The organism is Xanthomonas phaseoli pv. dieffenbachiae (assembly GCF_008639345.1).
Taxonomy (GTDB): domain Bacteria; phylum Pseudomonadota; class Gammaproteobacteria; order Xanthomonadales; family Xanthomonadaceae; genus Xanthomonas; species Xanthomonas phaseoli.
In genome coordinates, this window is the sequence record NZ_CP041380.1 from 4004713 (window position 1) to 4024378 (window position 19666).

The 19666-nt window shown below is 56.3% G+C and carries 17 protein-coding genes; 10 read left to right on the plus strand and 7 right to left on the minus strand.

Annotation, left to right across the window (positions count from 1 at the left end):
- Positions 1–8 precede the first annotated feature (8 nt).
- From FLG15_RS17750 to FLG15_RS17785, 8 genes are all read left to right on the plus strand, one after another.
- Positions 9–1397, plus strand: a complete 1389-nt coding sequence (locus FLG15_RS17750) for a UbiA family prenyltransferase (RefSeq protein WP_150147733.1) — start codon at positions 9–11, stop codon at positions 1395–1397.
- A complete protein-coding gene (locus FLG15_RS17755; RefSeq protein WP_057679567.1) occupies positions 1397–2698 on the plus strand; it encodes an FAD-binding oxidoreductase in 1302 nt (433 codons plus the stop codon). The genes FLG15_RS17750 and FLG15_RS17755 overlap by 1 nt, the downstream gene beginning before the upstream one ends.
- Before the next feature lie 2 nt (positions 2699–2700).
- Positions 2701–3429: an SDR family oxidoreductase gene (locus FLG15_RS17760; RefSeq protein WP_057679566.1), complete on the plus strand. Its 729-nt coding sequence runs from the start codon at positions 2701–2703 to the stop codon at positions 3427–3429.
- A gap of 29 nt (positions 3430–3458) precedes the next feature.
- Entirely contained in the window at positions 3459–4130 is a 672-nt protein-coding gene (locus FLG15_RS17765) for a class I SAM-dependent methyltransferase (RefSeq protein WP_057679565.1), read from the plus strand.
- 31 nt (positions 4131–4161) lie between these two features.
- A complete protein-coding gene (locus FLG15_RS17770; RefSeq protein ID WP_057679564.1) occupies positions 4162–5106 on the plus strand; it encodes an NAD-dependent epimerase/dehydratase family protein in 945 nt (314 codons plus the stop codon).
- 40 nt (positions 5107–5146) lie between these two features.
- Positions 5147–6445 (plus strand): NAD(P)/FAD-dependent oxidoreductase, encoded by a 1299-nt coding sequence (locus tag FLG15_RS17775; RefSeq protein ID WP_057679563.1) that lies wholly within the window; start codon positions 5147–5149, stop codon positions 6443–6445.
- Positions 6442–6834, plus strand: coding sequence for a GtrA family protein (locus tag FLG15_RS17780; RefSeq protein WP_057679562.1), 393 nt, complete (start codon positions 6442–6444; stop codon positions 6832–6834). The genes FLG15_RS17775 and FLG15_RS17780 overlap by 4 nt, the downstream gene beginning before the upstream one ends.
- A 69-nt stretch (positions 6835–6903) precedes the next feature.
- Complete coding sequence (locus tag FLG15_RS17785; protein ID WP_057679561.1) at positions 6904–8388, plus strand: hypothetical protein; 1485 nt, start codon at positions 6904–6906, stop codon at positions 8386–8388.
- 40 nt (positions 8389–8428) lie between these two features.
- Here FLG15_RS17785 and FLG15_RS17790 read toward each other — a convergent pair whose 3' ends face one another.
- Positions 8429–8950, minus strand: a complete 522-nt coding sequence (locus FLG15_RS17790) for a hypothetical protein (RefSeq protein ID WP_150146937.1) — start codon at positions 8948–8950, stop codon at positions 8429–8431.
- 20 nt (positions 8951–8970) lie between these two features.
- Entirely contained in the window at positions 8971–10575 is a 1605-nt protein-coding gene (locus FLG15_RS17795; protein ID WP_057679559.1) for a glycosyltransferase family protein, read from the minus strand.
- Positions 10576–10781: 206 nt separating this feature from the next.
- Here FLG15_RS17795 and FLG15_RS17800 point away from each other — a divergent pair, with 206 nt between their 5' ends.
- Positions 10782–12497: a hypothetical protein gene (locus tag FLG15_RS17800; RefSeq protein ID WP_057679558.1), complete on the plus strand. Its 1716-nt coding sequence runs from the start codon at positions 10782–10784 to the stop codon at positions 12495–12497.
- A complete protein-coding gene (locus FLG15_RS17805) occupies positions 12452–13105 on the plus strand; it encodes a hypothetical protein (RefSeq protein WP_150117270.1) in 654 nt (217 codons plus the stop codon). Before FLG15_RS17800 ends, FLG15_RS17805 begins: the two co-directional genes overlap by 46 nt.
- A gap of 46 nt (positions 13106–13151) precedes the next feature.
- Here the strand turns inward: FLG15_RS17805 and FLG15_RS17810 are convergent, their stop codons facing one another.
- From FLG15_RS17810 to FLG15_RS17830, 5 genes are read right to left on the minus strand one after another with little or no spacing between them, the layout of a single operon-like run.
- Entirely contained in the window at positions 13152–14129 is a 978-nt protein-coding gene (locus FLG15_RS17810) for a CgeB family protein (protein ID WP_057679557.1), read from the minus strand.
- The gene (locus FLG15_RS17815; protein WP_150146940.1) at positions 14126–16633 is read right to left on the minus strand and encodes a glycosyltransferase family protein; all 2508 of its coding nucleotides are present in this window, start codon (positions 16631–16633) and stop codon (positions 14126–14128) included. Before FLG15_RS17815 ends, FLG15_RS17810 begins: the two co-directional genes overlap by 4 nt.
- Before the next feature lie 46 nt (positions 16634–16679).
- Positions 16680–17696 carry a class I SAM-dependent methyltransferase gene (locus tag FLG15_RS17820; RefSeq protein WP_081022969.1) on the minus strand — a complete coding sequence of 339 codons (1017 nt, stop codon included), beginning with the start codon at positions 17694–17696 and terminating at the stop codon, positions 16680–16682.
- Between the two features lie 57 nt (positions 17697–17753).
- Positions 17754–18311: a CatB-related O-acetyltransferase gene (locus FLG15_RS17825; RefSeq protein WP_057679554.1), complete on the minus strand. Its 558-nt coding sequence runs from the start codon at positions 18309–18311 to the stop codon at positions 17754–17756.
- Positions 18308–19654: an ABC transporter ATP-binding protein gene (locus tag FLG15_RS17830; RefSeq protein ID WP_057679553.1), complete on the minus strand. Its 1347-nt coding sequence runs from the start codon at positions 19652–19654 to the stop codon at positions 18308–18310. Before FLG15_RS17830 ends, FLG15_RS17825 begins: the two co-directional genes overlap by 4 nt.
- Positions 19655–19666: the final 12 nt, after the last annotated feature.

Consider the following 19666-nt stretch of genomic DNA (forward strand, 5'->3'; position numbering starts at 1 on the left):
CCTTGTGCGTGGATCTGGATGGCACGCTTTTGAATTCGGACATTCTCTATGAGTCGGTGCTGGCGTTGCTGGCGCGAAACCCGCTGTACGTGTTCTTGCTGCCACTGTGGCTGTTGCGTGGGAAGGCCGCACTGAAGCGCGAACTTGCCTCCCGCGTCGTCCTGCCTGCAGAGACCCTGCCCTACAACCACCAGGTGCTCGAGCTGTTGCGCACCACAACGCAACGCCCGCGCGTGTTGTGCACCGCCTCCGATGCACTGCTGGTGCAGCCTATTGCAGAGCATCTAGGCCTCTTCGAGCAGGTCATTGCCAGCGATGGCAAGCGCAATCTGTCTGGTCGCAACAAGGCAGACGTACTGGTCGACGCGTTTGGTCAGGGCAACTTCGATTACGCCGGCAACGGCAGCGTGGATTTGCACGTCTGGGACAAGGCCGGTGGCGCCTGGGTCGTCAACAACGGCACCGCACTGGCAAAGGCAGCGGCGCAACGCACGACCGTGTATGCGCATTGGCCTGCCCCGTCGCGCGCCCGTGCATGGCTGAAGGCGTTGCGCCTGCACCAGTGGCTGAAAAATCTGCTCGTGTTCGTTCCGCTGCTGACCGCGCACCGATTCCTGGATCTGGAATCGGTGCTGCAATCCACGATTGCGCTGGTCGCGTTCGGGTTATGCGCTTCCGGCGTCTATGTGCTCAATGATCTGCTGGATTTGACGCCTGACCGTCAGCATCCACGCAAACGCAAGCGCCCGTTCGCGGCAGGTCGGCTCCCGCTTTTGCATGGGCTGCTGGTCGCCCCCGCGCTGACCATTGCCGGGCTCCTGCTGTCGCTGGCATGCAACATTGAATTCACCCTGGTCTTGCTTGCCTACTACATCATGACCTTGGCGTATTCGCTGCGCTTGAAGCGCATTGTGATGATCGACGTGGTGCTGCTCGCAGCGCTCTACACCGTACGCATCATCGGCGGCGCGGTGGCGATCGGCATCGAGTTGTCGTTCTGGTTGTTGGCATTTTCAATGTTCATGTTCCTGTCGCTCGCGCTGCTCAAGCGCTACACGGAACTGCATGCCATGTTGAGCAGCGGCAAGACCAGGGCCAGTGGCCGGGCCTATTCGGTGGAGGATCTCTCGCTGCTGCAATCCATGGGCGCGGCCGCCGGCTACATCGCGGTCATGGTGATGGCGCTGTACATCAACAGCCCCGAGAGCGTGGAGCTGTACCGCAATCCCAAGCTGCTCTGGCTGGTGTGCCCGGTGCTGCTGTATTGGGTGAGCAGGGTCTGGATCATTGCGCATCGCGGAGAGATGCATGACGACCCGATCGTGTTCGCTGCCACCGACCGTGTCAGCCAGATTGTTGTGGTGCTGTGCGGGTTATTCGCACTGAGCGCCATCTGATGGCCGCAGGGCAATCCTGGGGGCGGTATCCCAGCGCGCAGCAGACGCTGCTACCGATCAACGATCGTGCAGCGACTCTGCCCGCATTCGACGGCCTTGCGCTGCCGCGTGGTAACGGGCGCAGTTATGGCGATAGTTGCCTGAATCCGGATGGTGTATTGCTGCGCGCGCGCGGGCTTGATCGATTCATCGCTTTTGATCCCGCCAGTGGCGTGCTGCGCTGCGAGGCTGGCGTCACTCTCAACGAGATCATCGAGCTGGTATTGCCGCAAGGCTGGTTTCTGCCGGTGACTCCCGGCACCCGCTACGTCACTGTTGCCGGCGCGATTGCCAACGACGTGCATGGCAAGAACCACCATCGGACCGGCAATTTTGGTCACCATGTGCGCGCATTCGAGCTGTTGCGTAGCGACGGCGAGCGGCGGGTGTGCACTCCGGATCACGCCGATCGCTGGTTCGCAGCGACAGTGGGAGGACTCGGGCTGACCGGCCTGATCACCTGGGCGGAAATTCAGCTGCGCCGCGTCGCAAGCTCCGCGCTGGAAGCGGAAAACATTCGCTTCGGCTCGCTTGAAGAGTTCTTTGCGTTATCGGCAGCCGCGGCCGAAAGCCACGAGTACAGTGTGGCGTGGATCGACTGCCTGGCAAGTGGCAAGGCGCGCGGGCGCGGGCACTTTACCCGCGCAGATCACTGCACCGGGCTTGCGCACGAGCGACCGAAACCGCCAGGCGCAGGTTTTTCCATGCCTGTCACTCCACCGATTTCGTTGGTGAACACGTTTTCCCTGCGGCCTTTCAACGCGCTCTACTATTGGCGCCAGCCGGCTCCGCACAAACGCTTCGTCAGCCATCTTTTGCCGTTCTTTTACCCGCTTGACGGCATCCGTGACTGGAACCGCATGTACGGCCCCTCCGGCTTTCTGCAGTACCAGTGTGTCTTGCCGCCCGCAACCGCGCGGGACGCAGTGGACGCGCTGCTTGCAGAGATCGCGCGCAGCGGCAGCGGCTCGTTCCTGGCTGTGTTGAAGGAATTCGGCAACACACCTTCCATCGGCATGCTGTCTTTCCCAAGGCCAGGCACGACCTTGGCATTGGACTTTCCCAATACCGGTCCTGATGTCTTCCGCCTGCTTGAGCGACTGGACCGCATCGTCGACGAAGCAGGCGGTGCTCTGTACCCTGCCAAGGACGCACGTATGACAGCACAGTCGTTTCAGCGTGCCTATGGCCGCTGGCGCGAGTTCGGCAGCTATCTCGATCCACGTTTTTCTTCCGGCTTCTGGCGCCGGGTCACGGAGTAGACATGCAACGCGTCCTTATTATCGGAGCCACCTCGGCCATTGCCGAAGCAACCGCCCGACGCTACGCCGCACGCGGTGCGGCCGTCCACCTGCTCGGCCGCCAGGCCCCACGCCTGGAAACAATTGCGGCCGATCTCACCACCCGCGGCGCGCGAACCAGCATCGGCGTGCTGGATGTCAACGACAATGCGCGTCATGGCGAGGTTCTGGATGCAGCGTGGGCTGCATTGGGCGGTGTCGATGTCGTGTTGATCGCGCATGGCACGCTCCCGGATCAAGCTGCATGTAACGCATCGGTCGAACTGTCGCTGCGCGAATTCGCCACCAACGGCACCTCCACGATCGCGCTGTGCGCAGCGCTTGTGCCGCGACTGACGTCGGGCGCCACACTGGCAGTCATTTCTTCGGTGGCTGGAGATCGCGGCCGAGCCAGTAATTACCTCTATGGAAGCGCCAAGGCAGCCGTGACCGCCTACTTGAGCGGCCTCGGACAGCGCCTGCGCCCGCAAGGCATCAACGTGCTCACGATCAAGCCGGGCTTCGTCGACACCCCCATGACTGCAGCCTTCAAGAAGGGCGCACTGTGGGCAAAGCCGGACCAGATTGCCAAGGGGATCCTCAGTGCAGTGGACAAGCGTCGCGCTGTGGCCTACCTGCCCAGTTTCTGGTGGGCAATCATGCTGGTGATCAAGAACATCCCGGAATTCATCTTTCGTCGCATCTCGCTATAAACCACCCCATCCACAGAGGAAGTGCTGAGATGCCAGATATCGATCACGATCTCGACGTGCTCTATCAACACCGTTTCCCGAAGGAAGAACTCGCCAACAAGAACCGGATCTGGCAAGTCTTGTGCACGCAGTACTTCAGTCGGTTCGTCAAACCCAATGAGACCGTGGTCGACATCGGAGCAGGATATTGCGAGTTCATCAACAATATTCCGGCCGCGCACAAGATCGCCGTTGACCTCAATCCTGACGTACGCAAGTTCGCCGCTGATGGTATCCGCGTGATCAATGAGTCATGCATTGCGGTCAGCTCGATCCCTAGCGCCAGCGTGGATGCGGTGTTCATGAGCAACTTTCTCGAGCACCTGCCAACCAAAGATCTCGTATTGCAAACGCTGCGGGAAAGCGCGCGCATGCTCAAGCCGGGCGGAAGGGTCATTATCTTGCAACCCAACATTCGCTTCCTGTATGACGAGTATTGGGATTACTTCGACCACCACACGGCACTAAGCGACCGTAGCCTCGTCGAGGGAGTACTGATGGCGGGATTGGAGCCGCAGGTAGTGATCCCCAAATTCCTGCCCTATACCACCAAGAGCCGGCTACCGCAGGCGCCGTGGCTGGTATCGCTTTACCTGCGCATCCCGCTCGCCTGGCACTTCTTGGGCAAGCAAGCGCTGGTCGTTGCCTACAAGCGCGGCTGATCCATTCCTCCATTCGTTTCAGAGTCCATCCATGGCACAGAAAAGTGACAAGATCGTGTTGACCGGTGCCGCAGGCCTGGTGGGACAGAACCTCATCGTCGAAATGAAACAGCAGGGCTACACCCAGCTGGTCGCTATCGACAAGCACGAGCACAACCTTGAGATCTTGCGCAAGCTGCATCCGGACGTAAAGACGATACTGGCCGATCTCGCCGAACCCGGTGTCTGGAGCGAAGCGTTCGCAGGCGCTCGCCTGATAGTGCAGTTGCATGCACAGATCACCGGCAAGTTCCGCACGTTATTCGACCGCAACAACCTACAGGCGACCGAAAACGTGCTGAAGGCTTGCGTGGATCATCAGATTCCCTATATGGTGCACATCAGTTCTTCGGTCGTGAATTCAGTTGCAACTGATGACTACACCGAGACCAAGAAGCTACAGGAGGCGCTAGTCCGCAACAGCGGGATCCCTCACTGCGTTTTGCGCCCGACGTTGATGTTCGGCTGGTTCGACCCCAAGCACCTGGGATGGCTGTCGCGCTTCATGGCCCGCACTCCGGTATTCCCGATCCCCGGCGACGGCAAGTTCATGCGCCAGCCGTTGTACGAGCGCGATTTCTGTCGCTGCATCGTGCAGTGCATAGAGCGCGAACCTGCGGGCGACATCTACGATATCGTTGGCGCTACGCGCGTGGATTACGTTGATATCATTCGCACCATCAAGCGCGCGAAACAACTGCGCACTGTGATCGTGCATATCCCGATTGGCTTTTTTGCCTTTTTACTCCGGGTGTACAGCCTTTTCAGCAGCAAGCCGCCCTTCACCGCCGATCAACTCAAGGCACTCTCGGCAGGCGATGACTTCAAAGGCGTAGATACACAGGCGATTTTCGGCGTGACCCAGACCCCGTTCGAAGAGGCCATCCGCGAAAGCTACTGCGACCCGCGCTACAGTCATATCGTCCTCAAGCGTTGACGCCCTGCCCTGGCTGTCATCCATCATCTCCAAGGTAAACATGAGCACGTACTCAATCATCGGTAGTGGCCCCATGGGCCTGATGGCCGCACTCGAACTTCTGGACCGTGGTCACAGGGTCGATCTCTATGAGCGCGACGACCGCATCGGCGGCATGTCGGCGGCTTTCGACTTCGACGGCCTTTCTATCGAGCGCTATTACCATTTCATCTGCAAAACCGACTACCCGCTGTTCAAGTTGCTCGACCGCCTTGGCATGGCCGATAAACTGAAGTGGACCGACACCAAGATGGGCTATTTCTACGATGGCCGGCTCTATAAATGGGGATCACCTTTCGCCTTGCTCAGCTTCCCTCATTTGGGCCCGATCAGTAAGCTGCGTTATGCGTTACACGTGATGCACACCAAAGGCATCTCCGACTGGTCGGCGCTCGACAAGGAGAACGCACGCGACTGGATCACAGGCTGGATCGGCAAGAAAGCCTATAAGGTCATGTGGGAGAAAGCGTTTGGACTGAAGTTCTTCGAGTACGCCAACGATCTGTCGGCGTCGTGGATCGGCACACGCATCAAACGCATTGCACTCTCCCGGCGCAATCTGTTCAACGAGAGCCTGGGTTATTTGGAGGGGGGCTCGGCCATCCTGCTGGATGCAATGGTGGCCGAGATTAAGCGTCGTGGCGGCCGTATTTTGCTCAGCCAGCCGATCGATGAAGTAGTTTCCGAAGCCGGCCGGGTCACCGGCATCCGCGTGGGCAACCAATTCCACGCATACGATGCGGTGATCTCAACCGCACCGATTCAGTATGTGCCGGCGATGGTACCGGGACTGCCTGCAGCATTCGCTGATTCCATACGTCGAATCGAAAATATTCCAGTCGCATGCGTCATTCTCAAGCTTAGCCAACCGATCAGCGAAAACTTCTGGATGAATATCAGCGATGACAGCATCGCTATTCCTGGCGTCATTGAATATAGCAATCTCAACCCAGGCACGGACCCCGCGCAGAAGATCCTGTATGCGCCCTATTACATGCCCAAGACCCACCCGAAGTGGCAATGGAGCAATCAGCAGCTGATCGATGAAGTGATCAGCTATCTGCCTAGAATCAACCCTGCATTCAAGCCGGAATGGGTCCTCGCCACGCACTGCCATCGTTACGAATTTGCGCAGACTATCTGCCCCCCGGGGTTCCAGGACATGCTGCCGGCGATGAAGACGCCATTGACCGGCTTCTACATGGCCGACACAGCATATTACTATCCTGAAGACCGCTCAATTTCCGAAAGTCTGGCGGTTGGTACTACCCTGGCTGAGACTGCAGCAGGCGAGCCGTGATCAGCAAGCGCTTTTTCATGTTTGTCTTATCTGGCGGCATCGCTGCTGCTGCCAATTTCTGTTCGCGCATCCTCTTCAGCCAGTGGGTGCCATATTCACTTGCGATCGTTCTGGGGTTCATGGTCGGCCTTGTCGTGGCATTCGTGCTGATGCGCAAGCTTGCTTTTAATGACACGAACAATGCAGCGCACTCGCAAGTAATGTGGTTTCTGGTTGTGAATGCTATTGCGCTCTTGCAGACGTTCTGCGTCAGCCTGCTACTGGCGCGCTGGCTCCTGCCCTTGCTGGGCGTGACCCGTGGCGCCGAGACTATTGCGCATGCCATCGGTGTCGCCACCCCTGTACTCACGAGTTACATCGGTCATAAACGTTTATCTTTCCGCAGCTGAAAACCCTGCACGCTTCTCGCCAGCGCCACGACCTCGCTGCTCTACATAATGACAAGTACTCCATACGACATGATTCCCAGCGAGCCCTTCGACGGCACAAGCAAAGTGGTAGAGACCTGGCACGTTGTCATCGCCTTCGTCGTTTTCTCCTTGCTCTTTGCGGCATACAGCCATCTGATCGGACTCAACATGACGCCGTTTCGGGCAGAGTCTGGCTTATTCATTGCGCAAGCCTGGAGCCATGGCGACCATTTCGATTTCATCAAGCCGCTGTTGACGCACGCTCGCAACGGCCATTACACCCCTGTGTTCTTCATCTTGGAGTTCGTACAGGCCGGCTGGTTTGGCGCTGATGAGCAGTACTGGTTCATTCGTCAGATGCTTGTACTTGGACTTCTGTCGACATCGCTCTATCTACTCAGCCACTCCGCGCTTGCACTGACATCTCTGCACCCGCGAGCCTGCGCGGTCATCGCAGGGCTGGTGGCAATGGCATTCGTGGTCCAACCCACCGTTTTGGAACTGACTACGTGGCCGTTTATGGCCGCCCAATTGCTTTGCCTTGCTTGCGGCGCAATGGCAACGTCGAACCTGCTGAATGCAATACGCACAAATCACATCAAGCCCCTTTACTGGGCTCTCGCATGGGGCTACGCCTCGATGCATTTGTTCGGCGTGGGCTTTACGATCAGTGTTACCGTTATCGTGGCTACGATTGTATGCACATGGGCGCTCAGATTGCCTGCCAAGGCATATGCCGCCGCCGCCGTTTCCACGATCGTGACCTTGATGCAAGCTGCGATCATGGCGCAGAGCACAGAGCAAGCGACTGGCGAGCGAACGATTAACCTAGGCGATCACGTGATCAGAATGGGCGCGCTGTACATGGGATCTTTGCAGGGCGGCGCCCGCTCGCTATGGGCCAACGGCCGCTTCCCTTGGCCGAATCCCGATACATACGCCACCGATGCAGCGTATGGTTATGCGCTGCTTCTCGCCATCGTCGCGACATCAATCGCACTGCTGTGGAAGGGCCGACAGGAGCAAAAACCGCTACTAGTCGCTTACGGGCTGCTTTCTGGAACTTTTGCGTTTTCACTGGGGCTGTATTGCGCACTGATCGTGGTCCGCCTCCAGTATTCGCCTGGAAACACAGCAATAAATCCTTTCCTGTTTGGTACGCGCTACCTGATCTTTCCTGCATTCTTCATTTTTATGCTCAGCCCCCTACTTCTGATTCCGTTGGCAAAAAGCCTGGGAAATTGGGCCATCCTTCCGGTCAGCGCAATCGGGGGTGGAGCCGCTGTAGCGACTTACGTGTTTTTCACGACTGTGACGACGCTTTGGCCAATTTTTGCAACGCCGTTCTCGGAAAAATGGTCCAAAGTCGTGGAAGACGCCCGTGTACAACTGAAGACAAGTGGCTTCATTCAAGACCGGCCACTTTTAGAATTGGATCCCGAGTTCCACGCTGAACTGCATCAGTTCAGCGGATTGCTGGAAAACGAACTTGGCTGCCGCGACTGCGTGAAATTCCAAGATCAAGATAAGTGAAATGATGAAGGGCAGGTCCACATGCCTGCCCCGCTGAAGGCTAATGCTGCCGAAGCATTAGGTTCAATGTTTCATCCGTGCTGCCTGCAGCCAACGTTAATCCAGTCTGCCGACCAATACCGGGATAGATCCAAGCGACCATTTCCTTGGTGCCGGACAGTCGTTTGAACTCGTAGCTGATCATGCCTCCCTCGAACGTCACTCCAAGATTAGAACGTAATCCAACCTCCAGGTAATCATTGTCCTTAGAACCCTGTAGCGGAGCTTTGCCCTCGACACAACGGCCATCCTGGCAAAGCCGGAACTCCACCTCGCCATCTGCAGCGCCCCCGCCGTTTCCAATTTGCACCGCAACTGCATCCACACGCAATGCCCCGGCAGGAGAAAATGTTCCACGAATCGTCTCGCCCGCAGAGAGGCGAATGGATCGATTTGAAGAATCGTCGAGTGGGGACCGCACTTGCACCTGCACATTGCCGCTGAGCTGGCAGTCGCGCGGAGGATATTGATGACAAGCCGCCAACGATAACGGCAACAAGCTGACAAGAAGATGTTTGAGCATGATTCCTCCGAAAAAACCGCTCAGCCGGACAGCAACGCGTGTCCGCGGTGTAGTAATAAGACGATATTAATTGCAATCTGCCCGGAGACGCAGGCCAGCATCAATGAATAAAAGTTTCTCTGCTGCATCCAACGCAAAGAGAGCATCAACAGCGCTACAGACACCGCCTGGAGGCCGTGAACTGCCGGGATGCTCAGTACGCTAAACACGCCAATCAACAGTGCCGAGGGCAGCGCCAGCAACAATACGAACTCTTTCGAATGCTGGCGAATGCATTGCACGGACGCAAATGCGGCTGGAGGCAGTAGCAAAATCCCCACCGCGCCGACAATACCGTGCAGCGACGCCTGCACCAGATCGCCAACTGTTGGCAGGACGCGGAAGCTGATGGGCGCGATCGCATTGAGTAAGTTGACGAAACGCGCTTCCGCATGTGAAGCCAGGCTGGCGCCTACGCTAAGATTTTGCTCGACCAAATCCGATGACAATTGCAAGTACCAGTTCGCCCATAACCACCATATCGCGAGGCCTCCGAAAGCAACTACTGCAAACGGCAACAGTCCGCGGCTAGGGTTCATGTCGTTGCGTTCCCGAATCAGGAGGTACAACCCGAATGCACCTAGGAACACGACGGCATATGGATGCGACCAGTAAGCCAAGGCCCCCAATAGACCTGCAATCCACGTGGGTTTGCGTGCCAGCAGTGTGAACGCGCTCAGTACCAAGAAGAACGCAGCGAGCGATTTTGGCCAAGCGAATAGTGTCTGTGCCACAAAATAAGGACTACTGCCGAACACTAGCAAACCCGCAACCCAGTAACCCCGACTCAGCCCGAAATACTGGAAGAGCAATGCAGCGCCGATAAAAAGCGATGCATTCAAGACCAGGGACACCGCCAGAAACCGGCGGTAGCTACGGTCGTCACCAAAACGGCCAACGTCAGGCCATTGTCTGCCGACATAACGAAACGTCGGCAGAGGCCCATTTAATTTTTGCGGCGCATCCAGTGCTGCTCGCAGCGGTACGGCCGCTAGCGACATCAAGATTGGTCGGTTGGCAAGCTCCTGGCCTGGCATCAACGGTCGCTCCTCCGCAAAGGGAATATCGCGTAGTAGATACTCGGTCGCGGCGAAGGGAATGAAATTATCGGCTGGGAATGCCCCAAGCATCACCTGCACTTTGACGTGCAGGTGGTCATTCTTGATTACGTAGGCACCATCAGGTAGCTCTGAAGGCATCTTGATGGGCACGAATGTCATCAGCATCGGGATGGCTGCCATTAGCAGCCATCCAAGCGCAGCAAGCCGAGATTGAAGCACCGCCTCACCAGCACCGGAGCCGAACAGACGCGAGAAGACATCCGACCGGCTCCACTGCACAACAGAGGCCACTAAAGTGACGGAGAGCAGTAACCACGCATTGCGCTCGTAGTCCCAAGATATGGACACTGTGCCAATGCCAAGGATCGCTAGTCCCAAAATGCCAAACCCAATGGAGTAGGCAAGAAGCTCCAGCCCCTTAAGCGAGCGCCCGCCTGCAGTGCACGAGAGAAGCGCGCCGCCAATCAAGACCACTAACAAGGCAGTCAATACGATTAGCCCCAATGCAACCAGCACTGCCATCATCCTCTGTGCTCCATTCTCACAAATCCCACAGCGCCGGCGGCTGCTCCTAAGGTTAATGATAAAACAAAACCGGCGAATTCTTCACACAGCTCATTGGCCGACAGCTGATGAAGCAAATTCCACGCACTTGACTCACTGTCCACTCTATAATTTAGGATCGACCTGCTACATAGACGGCTACTGCCGCGGATCCTTGGAATCACACGATGACTCAGCTGCAGATTGTTGTCCTGACGGCTATGGTTGGGCCTGCCTATCTAATTTTTCTGTGCCTCATTGGTGACATGATCGGACGTGCTTGGCTAAGCACTATCGAGTCCAGCTGGGAACGTGGAGCCAGTACCATGCTCGCTGGACTGTTGGCGCATGCCGCATTGACCAGCGTTGCTCTGGTAGTTGCCCCAGGGTGGAGCGGCATGGCTCTTTGGATATTGCTTGCTGGCGCTGTGATCAGCTGGCGTTGGCGGCGTCCGATGGCGGTCACCTTAGCAAAGCCTCTCTTGCTGGTTATAGCCTATAGCGTTGCCTGCTACCTGGTCCTTCTAAGCTTCCACTACGGTCCGGCTCGCGGCAGCACGATCTTCTGGAGCATCTTTTCGCTCACCAACGTTACTCCGGGCGATTCGCCACAATCGGCGTTCCAGGCACAGTATCTGCTGTTTGGTCATCAACTCATAGGTGCTCAGCAGTTTGCTCTTTTTGACAGGCCATTCTTGGGCGGCATCATTACTGCTGGAACGCTGCCTGCCTTTGGCATCCATCTGCAGCCCAAGTTTTATGACTATGACGAATTGACGGCGTTCGCATACACAAACCTGTGGATAGCGATTAACTCGATCGCGGCGCTGAGCCTCTTGAACGTGGTAGAGCGCTTTAGCAATGGACGCAGCACGTTGATCATCAGCATGCTGCTTCTGGCATCCCCCTTTCTGGTTTTTAACACTATCGGGTTGTGGCCGAAATTATTGGCACTCTCGCTTATATGCCTCGCCTGCACCCAGGCATTACGGAAAAACTGGATCATTGCGATATTACTCAGCGGGGCATCCTTCGTTGCGCACGGATCATTCCTCTGGGCGCACCTTTCATTTGGCGGTGCGCTCATCCTCATCCTCTTGGCCCAAAGACAGAAATATGGGATTACTTGGCCACGCCTAGCGGCGGTCCCATTCGCGTGCGCGGCCGTACCGATCGCCTGGTTCGTGGCAGAGCACCTCGTCGGAGGAGCTACGCCCCTGCGCACTTACTATTTATACAACGTACAAGTCGCCTATGGATTGGACCACACCGCTGAGCAGATCGCGAAAGAGTTCTACTCTTCGACAAATCCTGCAAACCTTGCAGTCCTGCCATGGATGAACATGATCAAGGGCATTCTGCCGATCGAGACGCTCGACGCGATCCTCAACTATCGCCTGTCTAACGAAGCGATCAGTTGGCGCACCCTTGGTGAGACACTTTTCTATACACAGCACATGCGCACATGGTTTGCTTTAGGACTGATCGGAGGCATCGTCACGCTGCGCGGCCTGCTCCACAGCCACTCGGAGCGCTGGCTCCCACGATTGGCGTTGATCGTCTTTTTTGTACTACCATTAATTCCAGGACTTGGCCTTTACAGGCGCGATGATCTTTTCCTCCTTATCATCATGATGTTTTCAGCCATTCCCGTACTCATCTCATTCAGTATAGGATTCAGCTCCCTGAGGGAGCCAACGATGACGGCGATTGCACTGGCGATGATTGCCGAGTACCTGATGATTTATTTCTGGCGATATCCTCCCGGAAGCTACGCCGGAGAATTTCACGCTTATTACCTTGCCGTGATAGTGCCAAGCTTGTTAATCGTCGCGGCCAGTATTGTGTGGCCCCGGAAATGGCAGCCATCCAAACTGAAAATATTTTCGAGCGCCACTCGATGAGCAAGCAGTCGTGGGGGATAACACCTAACTCCTGCGCAGCTGCGGCACTGGGCCTCCTTGCAGCGTGCGCATTAATAGCGCCAAAATTTGTCTATCACTTTAGTCATGACGGCGGCTTCGTTGAAAATGGCGAGAAAATAAATCTAAGCCGCTGGACTCAAATTTCTGCTTATCGAAATGGGGGCGCCATCCTTGGAATAAATCGGCCAGACAAAGAGATAATTGGCATCAATCGACCGGACAGAGAGCCACCATCTCACTACGAATCATGGATTAACGCGGGACAGTGGTTGCGTTTTGATCATGTGCCAATCACGCGACGTAGCCGTTTTATCGCCGAGGTACGTGTCCACCCGGAATGGCCGCGCGATCGAGCAACCGAGGTGGAGTTTCGCATATTCGCCAGCGCAGAGGGGCGTCCGCCTCTTCAGGCTGTATTTGTTCCCAGGTTGGACAAGCAGACAGAATGGACACGCATCGAACTGGATCTTGCGCCGCTGGCCGGACATGATGCTGGCATCCAGCTCAAGCCGAGCGCCAACCAAGAGGTCTGGACACTGATGCGCGACCCGAAGATCGTAATCGTCGAAGATCGCGCACCGCACTAGCTAAAACGCATTGAGAGCCATATCTCTCGCCATTCAATTCTTCGAATTAATGGCCAGACACTCGCCACTCGTCGACAGTGTCCAGAATTCTCTGTGCTCGGGACTTGTACGTGTGCTCAGCGATCGTGCGCTGTTGTGCAGCCTCGGCGATGCGCATACACCTGGGCTGATCGTTCAGCACCTGCTCCATTAAATGTGCAAACTCAACAGCCGAGTTGTAGAGCAAGATTTCGCTGTTCGGTTGATAATAATCGGTGATCTCCAGACTCTCGACGAAGAATGCCTGGGTGGTTCCGGCCATGGCAGCCTCGAAGGTCCGCGGCCCGGGCGTGGAAGGCTCGAGCTTGAAGCGATCATTGGCGTAATTGAAATCACGGCCCATGTTGAGCGTCACCCAAGAACGTGCATAGTGGTCGGATAGCTGATCATTGGGCAGTCGACGATTGCTGCAGAACGCGAGCTCGCTCGGCCAGCCATCACCAAGAATCATCGCATCGTACGATTGCAGAGTCTTGCGCAGGTCACCCAGGAGGCGCTTGCGGTTAGCGAAAGCGACGCCGCAGAAAAAAATGCTGATGCCCTTAACAGTGCTAACCGGCCGCCAATGTGCTTGCTGGCTTGCGGCCAGCGGCAGGTGCCTTGCAAACGGGTGTGCGTAGTGCTCTGCGCACCAGCGATCGTTGCTGAAGACGATGTCTGCAACGTCACGGATCTTGTAGTTGTAATCGAATTCATAGGGATCGTCGTGCAGCCAGAACACCATAGGCACGCCGGCCTGCGTGCAGTAGCGTCGAAGACGGGCATACTCGGCATCGTCAGGCATGCACGAGCCAAAACAGACAACCACGTCCGGCTGTAACTCGCTCGCGCGTTTGGCGGCAAACTCAAGCGGGGTGGCTAACGCTTGCGCCACCTGCGGCAACTGCGCGAACCCTTCAGTCACGTAGTCGCGCAGAACGACATTGCGATTCTGGTTATCAGGAGATGCCCCGCTGACCAAGATCTTTTGGGCAAAAACGCTCATGTCCGCACTCCTCCGAGGCGCCGCGCAATTCCCTGCAGAACTCTCGCGATCGTATTTCTGAGTCCATTTTTCTTATAGAAGCGGTACCCCCTGCCGACGATTCCCAGAGGAAGAACCGGGACTGGGCCACTGCCTCCATCGGCCACGCTTGCTGCACGCGGTGGGATTACCCAGTTCGGCTCGACTAGCAAAATACCCAGATCTCGAATGGTATTGCCGCGCGGATAATTCTGCGTACGCTGCACGAACGGCTGTAGCGGCAGCAGTTTGGTATACAGATCCCGCAGCCACCGCATATGGTCGTCGTGATGTTGCGTGGTTGTTGCCAACACGCGCACACGGATGGCTTCCAAACCGGAACGGTCGGCAATCAGCTGCCGGATTAGACGCACCATACTGCCGGCTTCGCTGACCGGAACGACGTAGCCATTTTCTCCATCGATCACCCGTTCTCCCAGCGCGCCAATATCAGAAACAATCGGCACCACTCCAGCCGACCATGCTTCGGACAGGCTGATGCAGTAGGTTTCGGGCCAAATCGAGAAGTGGATCGAGAGGTCATGACCTGCCAGGATCTGCTTTAACGTTCCCGGTTTGTAGGCACCATGCAGCGTCAAATTAGGAATCTTAAGAATATCCAGAATTGTCTGATATTCGGCAGGAACCGGCCCCACGATGCTAATTTCCACCTCGTCGTAACGCAGTTGATTGATCACATGGATCAGTTCGTTACCGCCTTTATTGCGAGTGAAGTTGCCGGGTATAGCGATTCGAAGCCTGCCCTGGCGCAACTGTGGCAATGGCACAGCGGAGATTTCGTCGTTCTTTGGCATGGGCACCGCATTGACGAGAAGACGCCCGGAATCCGATAGCCCCGGATACATGCGCTGGTAGAGCGCAGCAACTCCAGGCGTATTCACGTGCAGCACGTCCATGTGGTCCAACACGCGGCTGAAAAAAGCGCGACGGCGCGCTTGACTGCCGATATCGGCACCTCGCGAAGCATTTAGGCAGACATCGCAGGTTTCGATCGGCAGCGAGGGAATATTGCAGTACACCTCACGATAATCAAGCAGATTAAAGCGAGAACACACGGCATGGTAATCGTGGAGACTGAAGATACATCGCAACCCGAGGGCAGCTGGCAACAGACCGATAGAAGGCGGATGCCCGATCAAGTGTTGGAAATGCACCAATTCAATGCCGTACTTGTACAGCAGTCCGGAGAAAGCTTCCTCTCGTTGCGGGCAGGTCAATGCGGCCTCGTCCAGCCCCCCATCAAAGTCGAACGTTTCGACGACGTCCAGTGCCTCGTTGCGCAATGTATAGCGGCGGCCGCTAGGCTGAACAGTACGGTCGGGCGTATAGAACAGGAACTCGATATCATCGGCCAACGCCTGGCGTACCGACTCTTGATAGACCTCCACACCGCCGTAAGGCGCTACACCAATGATGTTGTGCGACACTACCAGCACTTTGCGGCGAGTCAGCGGAGAATCTTTTTCATTCTTCACGATCGGCTTGGGCTCACGCTGCAAAGCGTCTACGCAAGACAGGAGATACTCTACCCGGTTCAGGTATAAGTGTTTCTTCAACGTCACTGCCTGTGCCGATCTGGCAACCGCCATGCGCTGCTCAGGATGAGCGAGGTAGTGCCTGAGTTTTTCAATACAATCTGCAGGACCGTCGAAGCCAACGTAGTCGCGGCCTTCTTGATAGTAGTCCTGGACCCGAATCTCGGGAATAGAAATATCGACCAGCTGGAAACCACCCGCCAGCGCGACCTCAAAGAAGCGCGGACCAGGCGTATGCGCAACCGGATCGTTGCCAGAAGACGAAAAGGAGCGATGTAACGTCAAGACAGAACGGCTACGGTTTGCGAACCGGGCGAACTCGGTATTTGGCGTGCGCCAGTCGTATGCGCTGGGATCCATACCGAGTTTAGGCGCCGGAATGTATGGATTTGCGGGCAGCGCTAACTTCAGATTGATCTCTGGAATCGCTGACTGCAGCCGCGCCAGGAATTCGGAGCGATTAGGCCATGCCGTACCCGCGAAAAACAAATCGTATAGATAATGGGTATCGTCATGATCATCGGGAATGGAATGAAAATGGAAGCGTGGATCAGCTGCCAACGGCAGCGACACACCCTTGCTGCCATATCCAGATACACTTCCCGAGTCATTGGTAAATATCAGATCGAAAAGATCCGCATTAGCGATGTTGATACTGCGTTCGTACGGATCCTCAGTCACCCAAAGTACGCTGCGTCCGCATATCTGGGCGATGCGTTCGACGATTGGACGGTCCAGCTCTTCGCCGTCGAAGGCGATGAAGAGGTTGCAGGCGCTATGCTGTGCCGCCAGGACGGCATCGGCGTAGTCTGCACGCACCACACACTCAACTGCGCCCGCTTCGGACAAGGCTCTAGCCATCGCCAAGCAGATGTAGTGATTTGGATTGCTCCTCTTGGTATCAAGGATCAGAACGCGCCATTGCTTCATCGGGACATACCAATTCGCCGTGTGGTGGTGGGTAATCAGATTCAAATCAACCGAATAATCTACGTACCCGCCGGAATGGCCCCATCAACCGCCAACTCAATGATCCCCGCATCCGCTCCAGCTCTCTTGTCATAGACAGCAACGATGCATTCAACTCTTGATTATCCTTTTCACGTAAGGCAAGGATTTCCTGAGTTTGACTTAGCTGCTCGCCAAGCAAGTTTGCTCTGTGCAAGGCATCTATCCGCTGTTCAAGATTCGCCTTTAGATCGACGACCTCTTGATTAATTATCTGACGTGCGGCTTGATGCTCATTAACCAATCCGATGAGACGCCCCTGCTCTTGAGCCAGAGTTCCTATATCGATATTGGCCCCGATCAGCTTCCCGAGTTGATCGAATAGCCTATTACCAAGCACTGCATCTCCGTTAGCAACATCCAGACGACAGAGATCCAACAACGGCTGGGGCTGTTCGGGACCAACAAGCAAAACTCCCAATCCATGTGTGTGGGTGAAAGCGAATGATGGATACTGGGTTCGCATCTCGTCCCAATACTTCCAGACGCCAAAGCCACGTTCCCGCACATTGATGTCATGAAACAGCACGACTGCGCGCTTGGAAAGTTTGGCCTGCCATGTCTCGAAATCGTTCTTGACGGCTTCGTACGTGTGCAGGCCATCGATATGCAATATATCGACAGTACGGTCGTCGAAATATTCGACAGCTTCCTCGAAGCGCATGCGCATGAGACGGGAGAAATCTGCATAGTTGCGTTGGTGGTAATCCAACAATGGCAGGAAGACTTCATCACCGTATTCGCCAGCGTGCTCATCACCTTGCCACGTGTCGACTGCGTAGCATCGTGTCGGAGCAGCGCAAGCCTGGACAGCCTGACAGAACGCCAGGTACGAGGCGCCACGGTGCGTTCCCAACTCCACAAGAATATCTGGGCGTACGAGTTCAACCAGCCAGGCTGCAAACGGAATATGCCCCAACCACGCACTTTCAGGCGTGTTGCGCGGCTGCATGAACATCGAGTTGTTGATGGTAACGCTAATCATCATGGCCTCATAAATCTTGTCTGGAGCAACGAGGCCGTGGCCCAGGTGCCGTCTGGTTCAACGAAATTGCTGGACGAACGCTTCCACGCTACCGCCACAAAGATCGGACTGCCGCGCATGGATCTCCTCGATCGGCCAGTCCCACCAGCGGATACGCATCAACGCCTCGACCTGTGCGGGGGTAAAACGCATTTTCACTTGGCGTGCAGGATTGCCGGTCACGACCGAATACGGCGCCACGTCGCGCGTCACCACAGCGCGCGCACCAACGATGGCGCCGTCCCCTACCGTCACGCCGGAAAGAATGGTCGCGCCGTAGCCGATCCATACATCGTTGCCGATCCGCGTCGGTCCCTTGGTCGCCGGATGGCCGTCGCGCCCAGCGAGAGGATCACCGAACGCAATGCGCAGGGGAAATGTCGTCACCCATTCGCTACGGTGCTCGCCACCACCGAAGATGACAACTTCTTCTGCGATCGAGCAAAACGACCCAATACCCACCGACTCGTTATCGCTCCACACCTTGAACTGCGGGTTCCCGTAGGTGAAGCGGCCGACCTGGACGCGCGGATCCTGACTGAGCAAAGGAGCTATCTGGCTTGCGTATTCACTCACGGATTGTCCACCACCTGCATCTGCACACGGTCAAACGGAATGCCGACCAATCCATAACGCAAGGTCGGCGAGGACACCTTCAAGATCACCGCATCGTGCAGCCAATGATGCTGGGTGTTTGTCACTGGGTCGCCCTCTGCGATGGAAACCGTCATGGAGTAGTCGCCATTCGGCAGCAATGGCAAATAGAACTCGAATTCGGCCTCCACTGCTTGCCCAGCTTTTAACTCCATCGGCGGCTGCACATGGGTATAGGTATGCTCACCAAACAACGACTGCCCGAGACTGTCTTTGACGAAAAATCCGACAATCGGGCTATTCATGTCACGGTGGACCTGCGCGGAAATCCTCAGCAGAACATGTTCACCACCATAGAAGAAAGGCCGGGAAGGATCGTCGATGTTGGTCAACGAGACACTTTCGATACTGGCCTCGCCTGACTTCCATCCGTCCGAATGGGCGATGTTATCGAACATCTCCAGGGTGACTTCTTCCACGGTTTTGATCGGAGCTCGTCCGCTGGGAGATATACTGCCTTTGATCTCCCGACGGTCCAGTGCCTGCAGCTTTACCTCATCGCCATAACTTTCCTGGGCACAATACTCGATGTAAGCCTGGGTGGTTTCTTGCGCACTGGAGTGCATGCGCATCACCCCTTTGTCCAGCCAAATCGCAGACTGGCAAAAACTCAGCACCGAGTTGGTGTCATGACTGACGAACAACAATGTACCGCGCTCGCGGAAAGAACGCAGAAAACGCATGCATTTCTGCACGAACACCGCATCGCCGACGGCGAGCGCCTCATCGACCACCAGGATGTCGGCATCGACGTGCGCGATCACCGCAAACGCTAGACGCACGTACATACCACTGGAATACACCTTGACAGGTTGATCGACGAAGTCGCCGATGTCGGCGAAGGCCACGATCCGATCAAAACGCTCGACGACCTGCTCGTGACTCAGCCCAAGGATGGCGGCGCTCATGAACACGTTTTCGCGCCCAGTGAACTCAGGATTGAAACCCGCGCCGAGTTCCAGCAGCGCAGCTACGCGGCCCTTTACCTTGATGTCGCCAGTCGTGGGCGTGAGTGTGCCGCAGATCATCTGCAGCAGCGTCGACTTGCCCGAGCCATTCCGCCCGATGATACCGACCGTGTCGCCTTTGCGGACCTCGAAAGAAAGGTCGTGCAGCGCCCAGAACTCCTTGAAATATCGATTGGAGTCTAGGCCAATCGCGCGACGCATGCGCGGTACGACAGCCTGCTTGATCCGGTCGTGCGGTTTATCGTAGACCTGGTAGCACTTGGAAACGCCAGAAACCTGGATCGCCAATTCCGGCATGGGGAGCCCTTC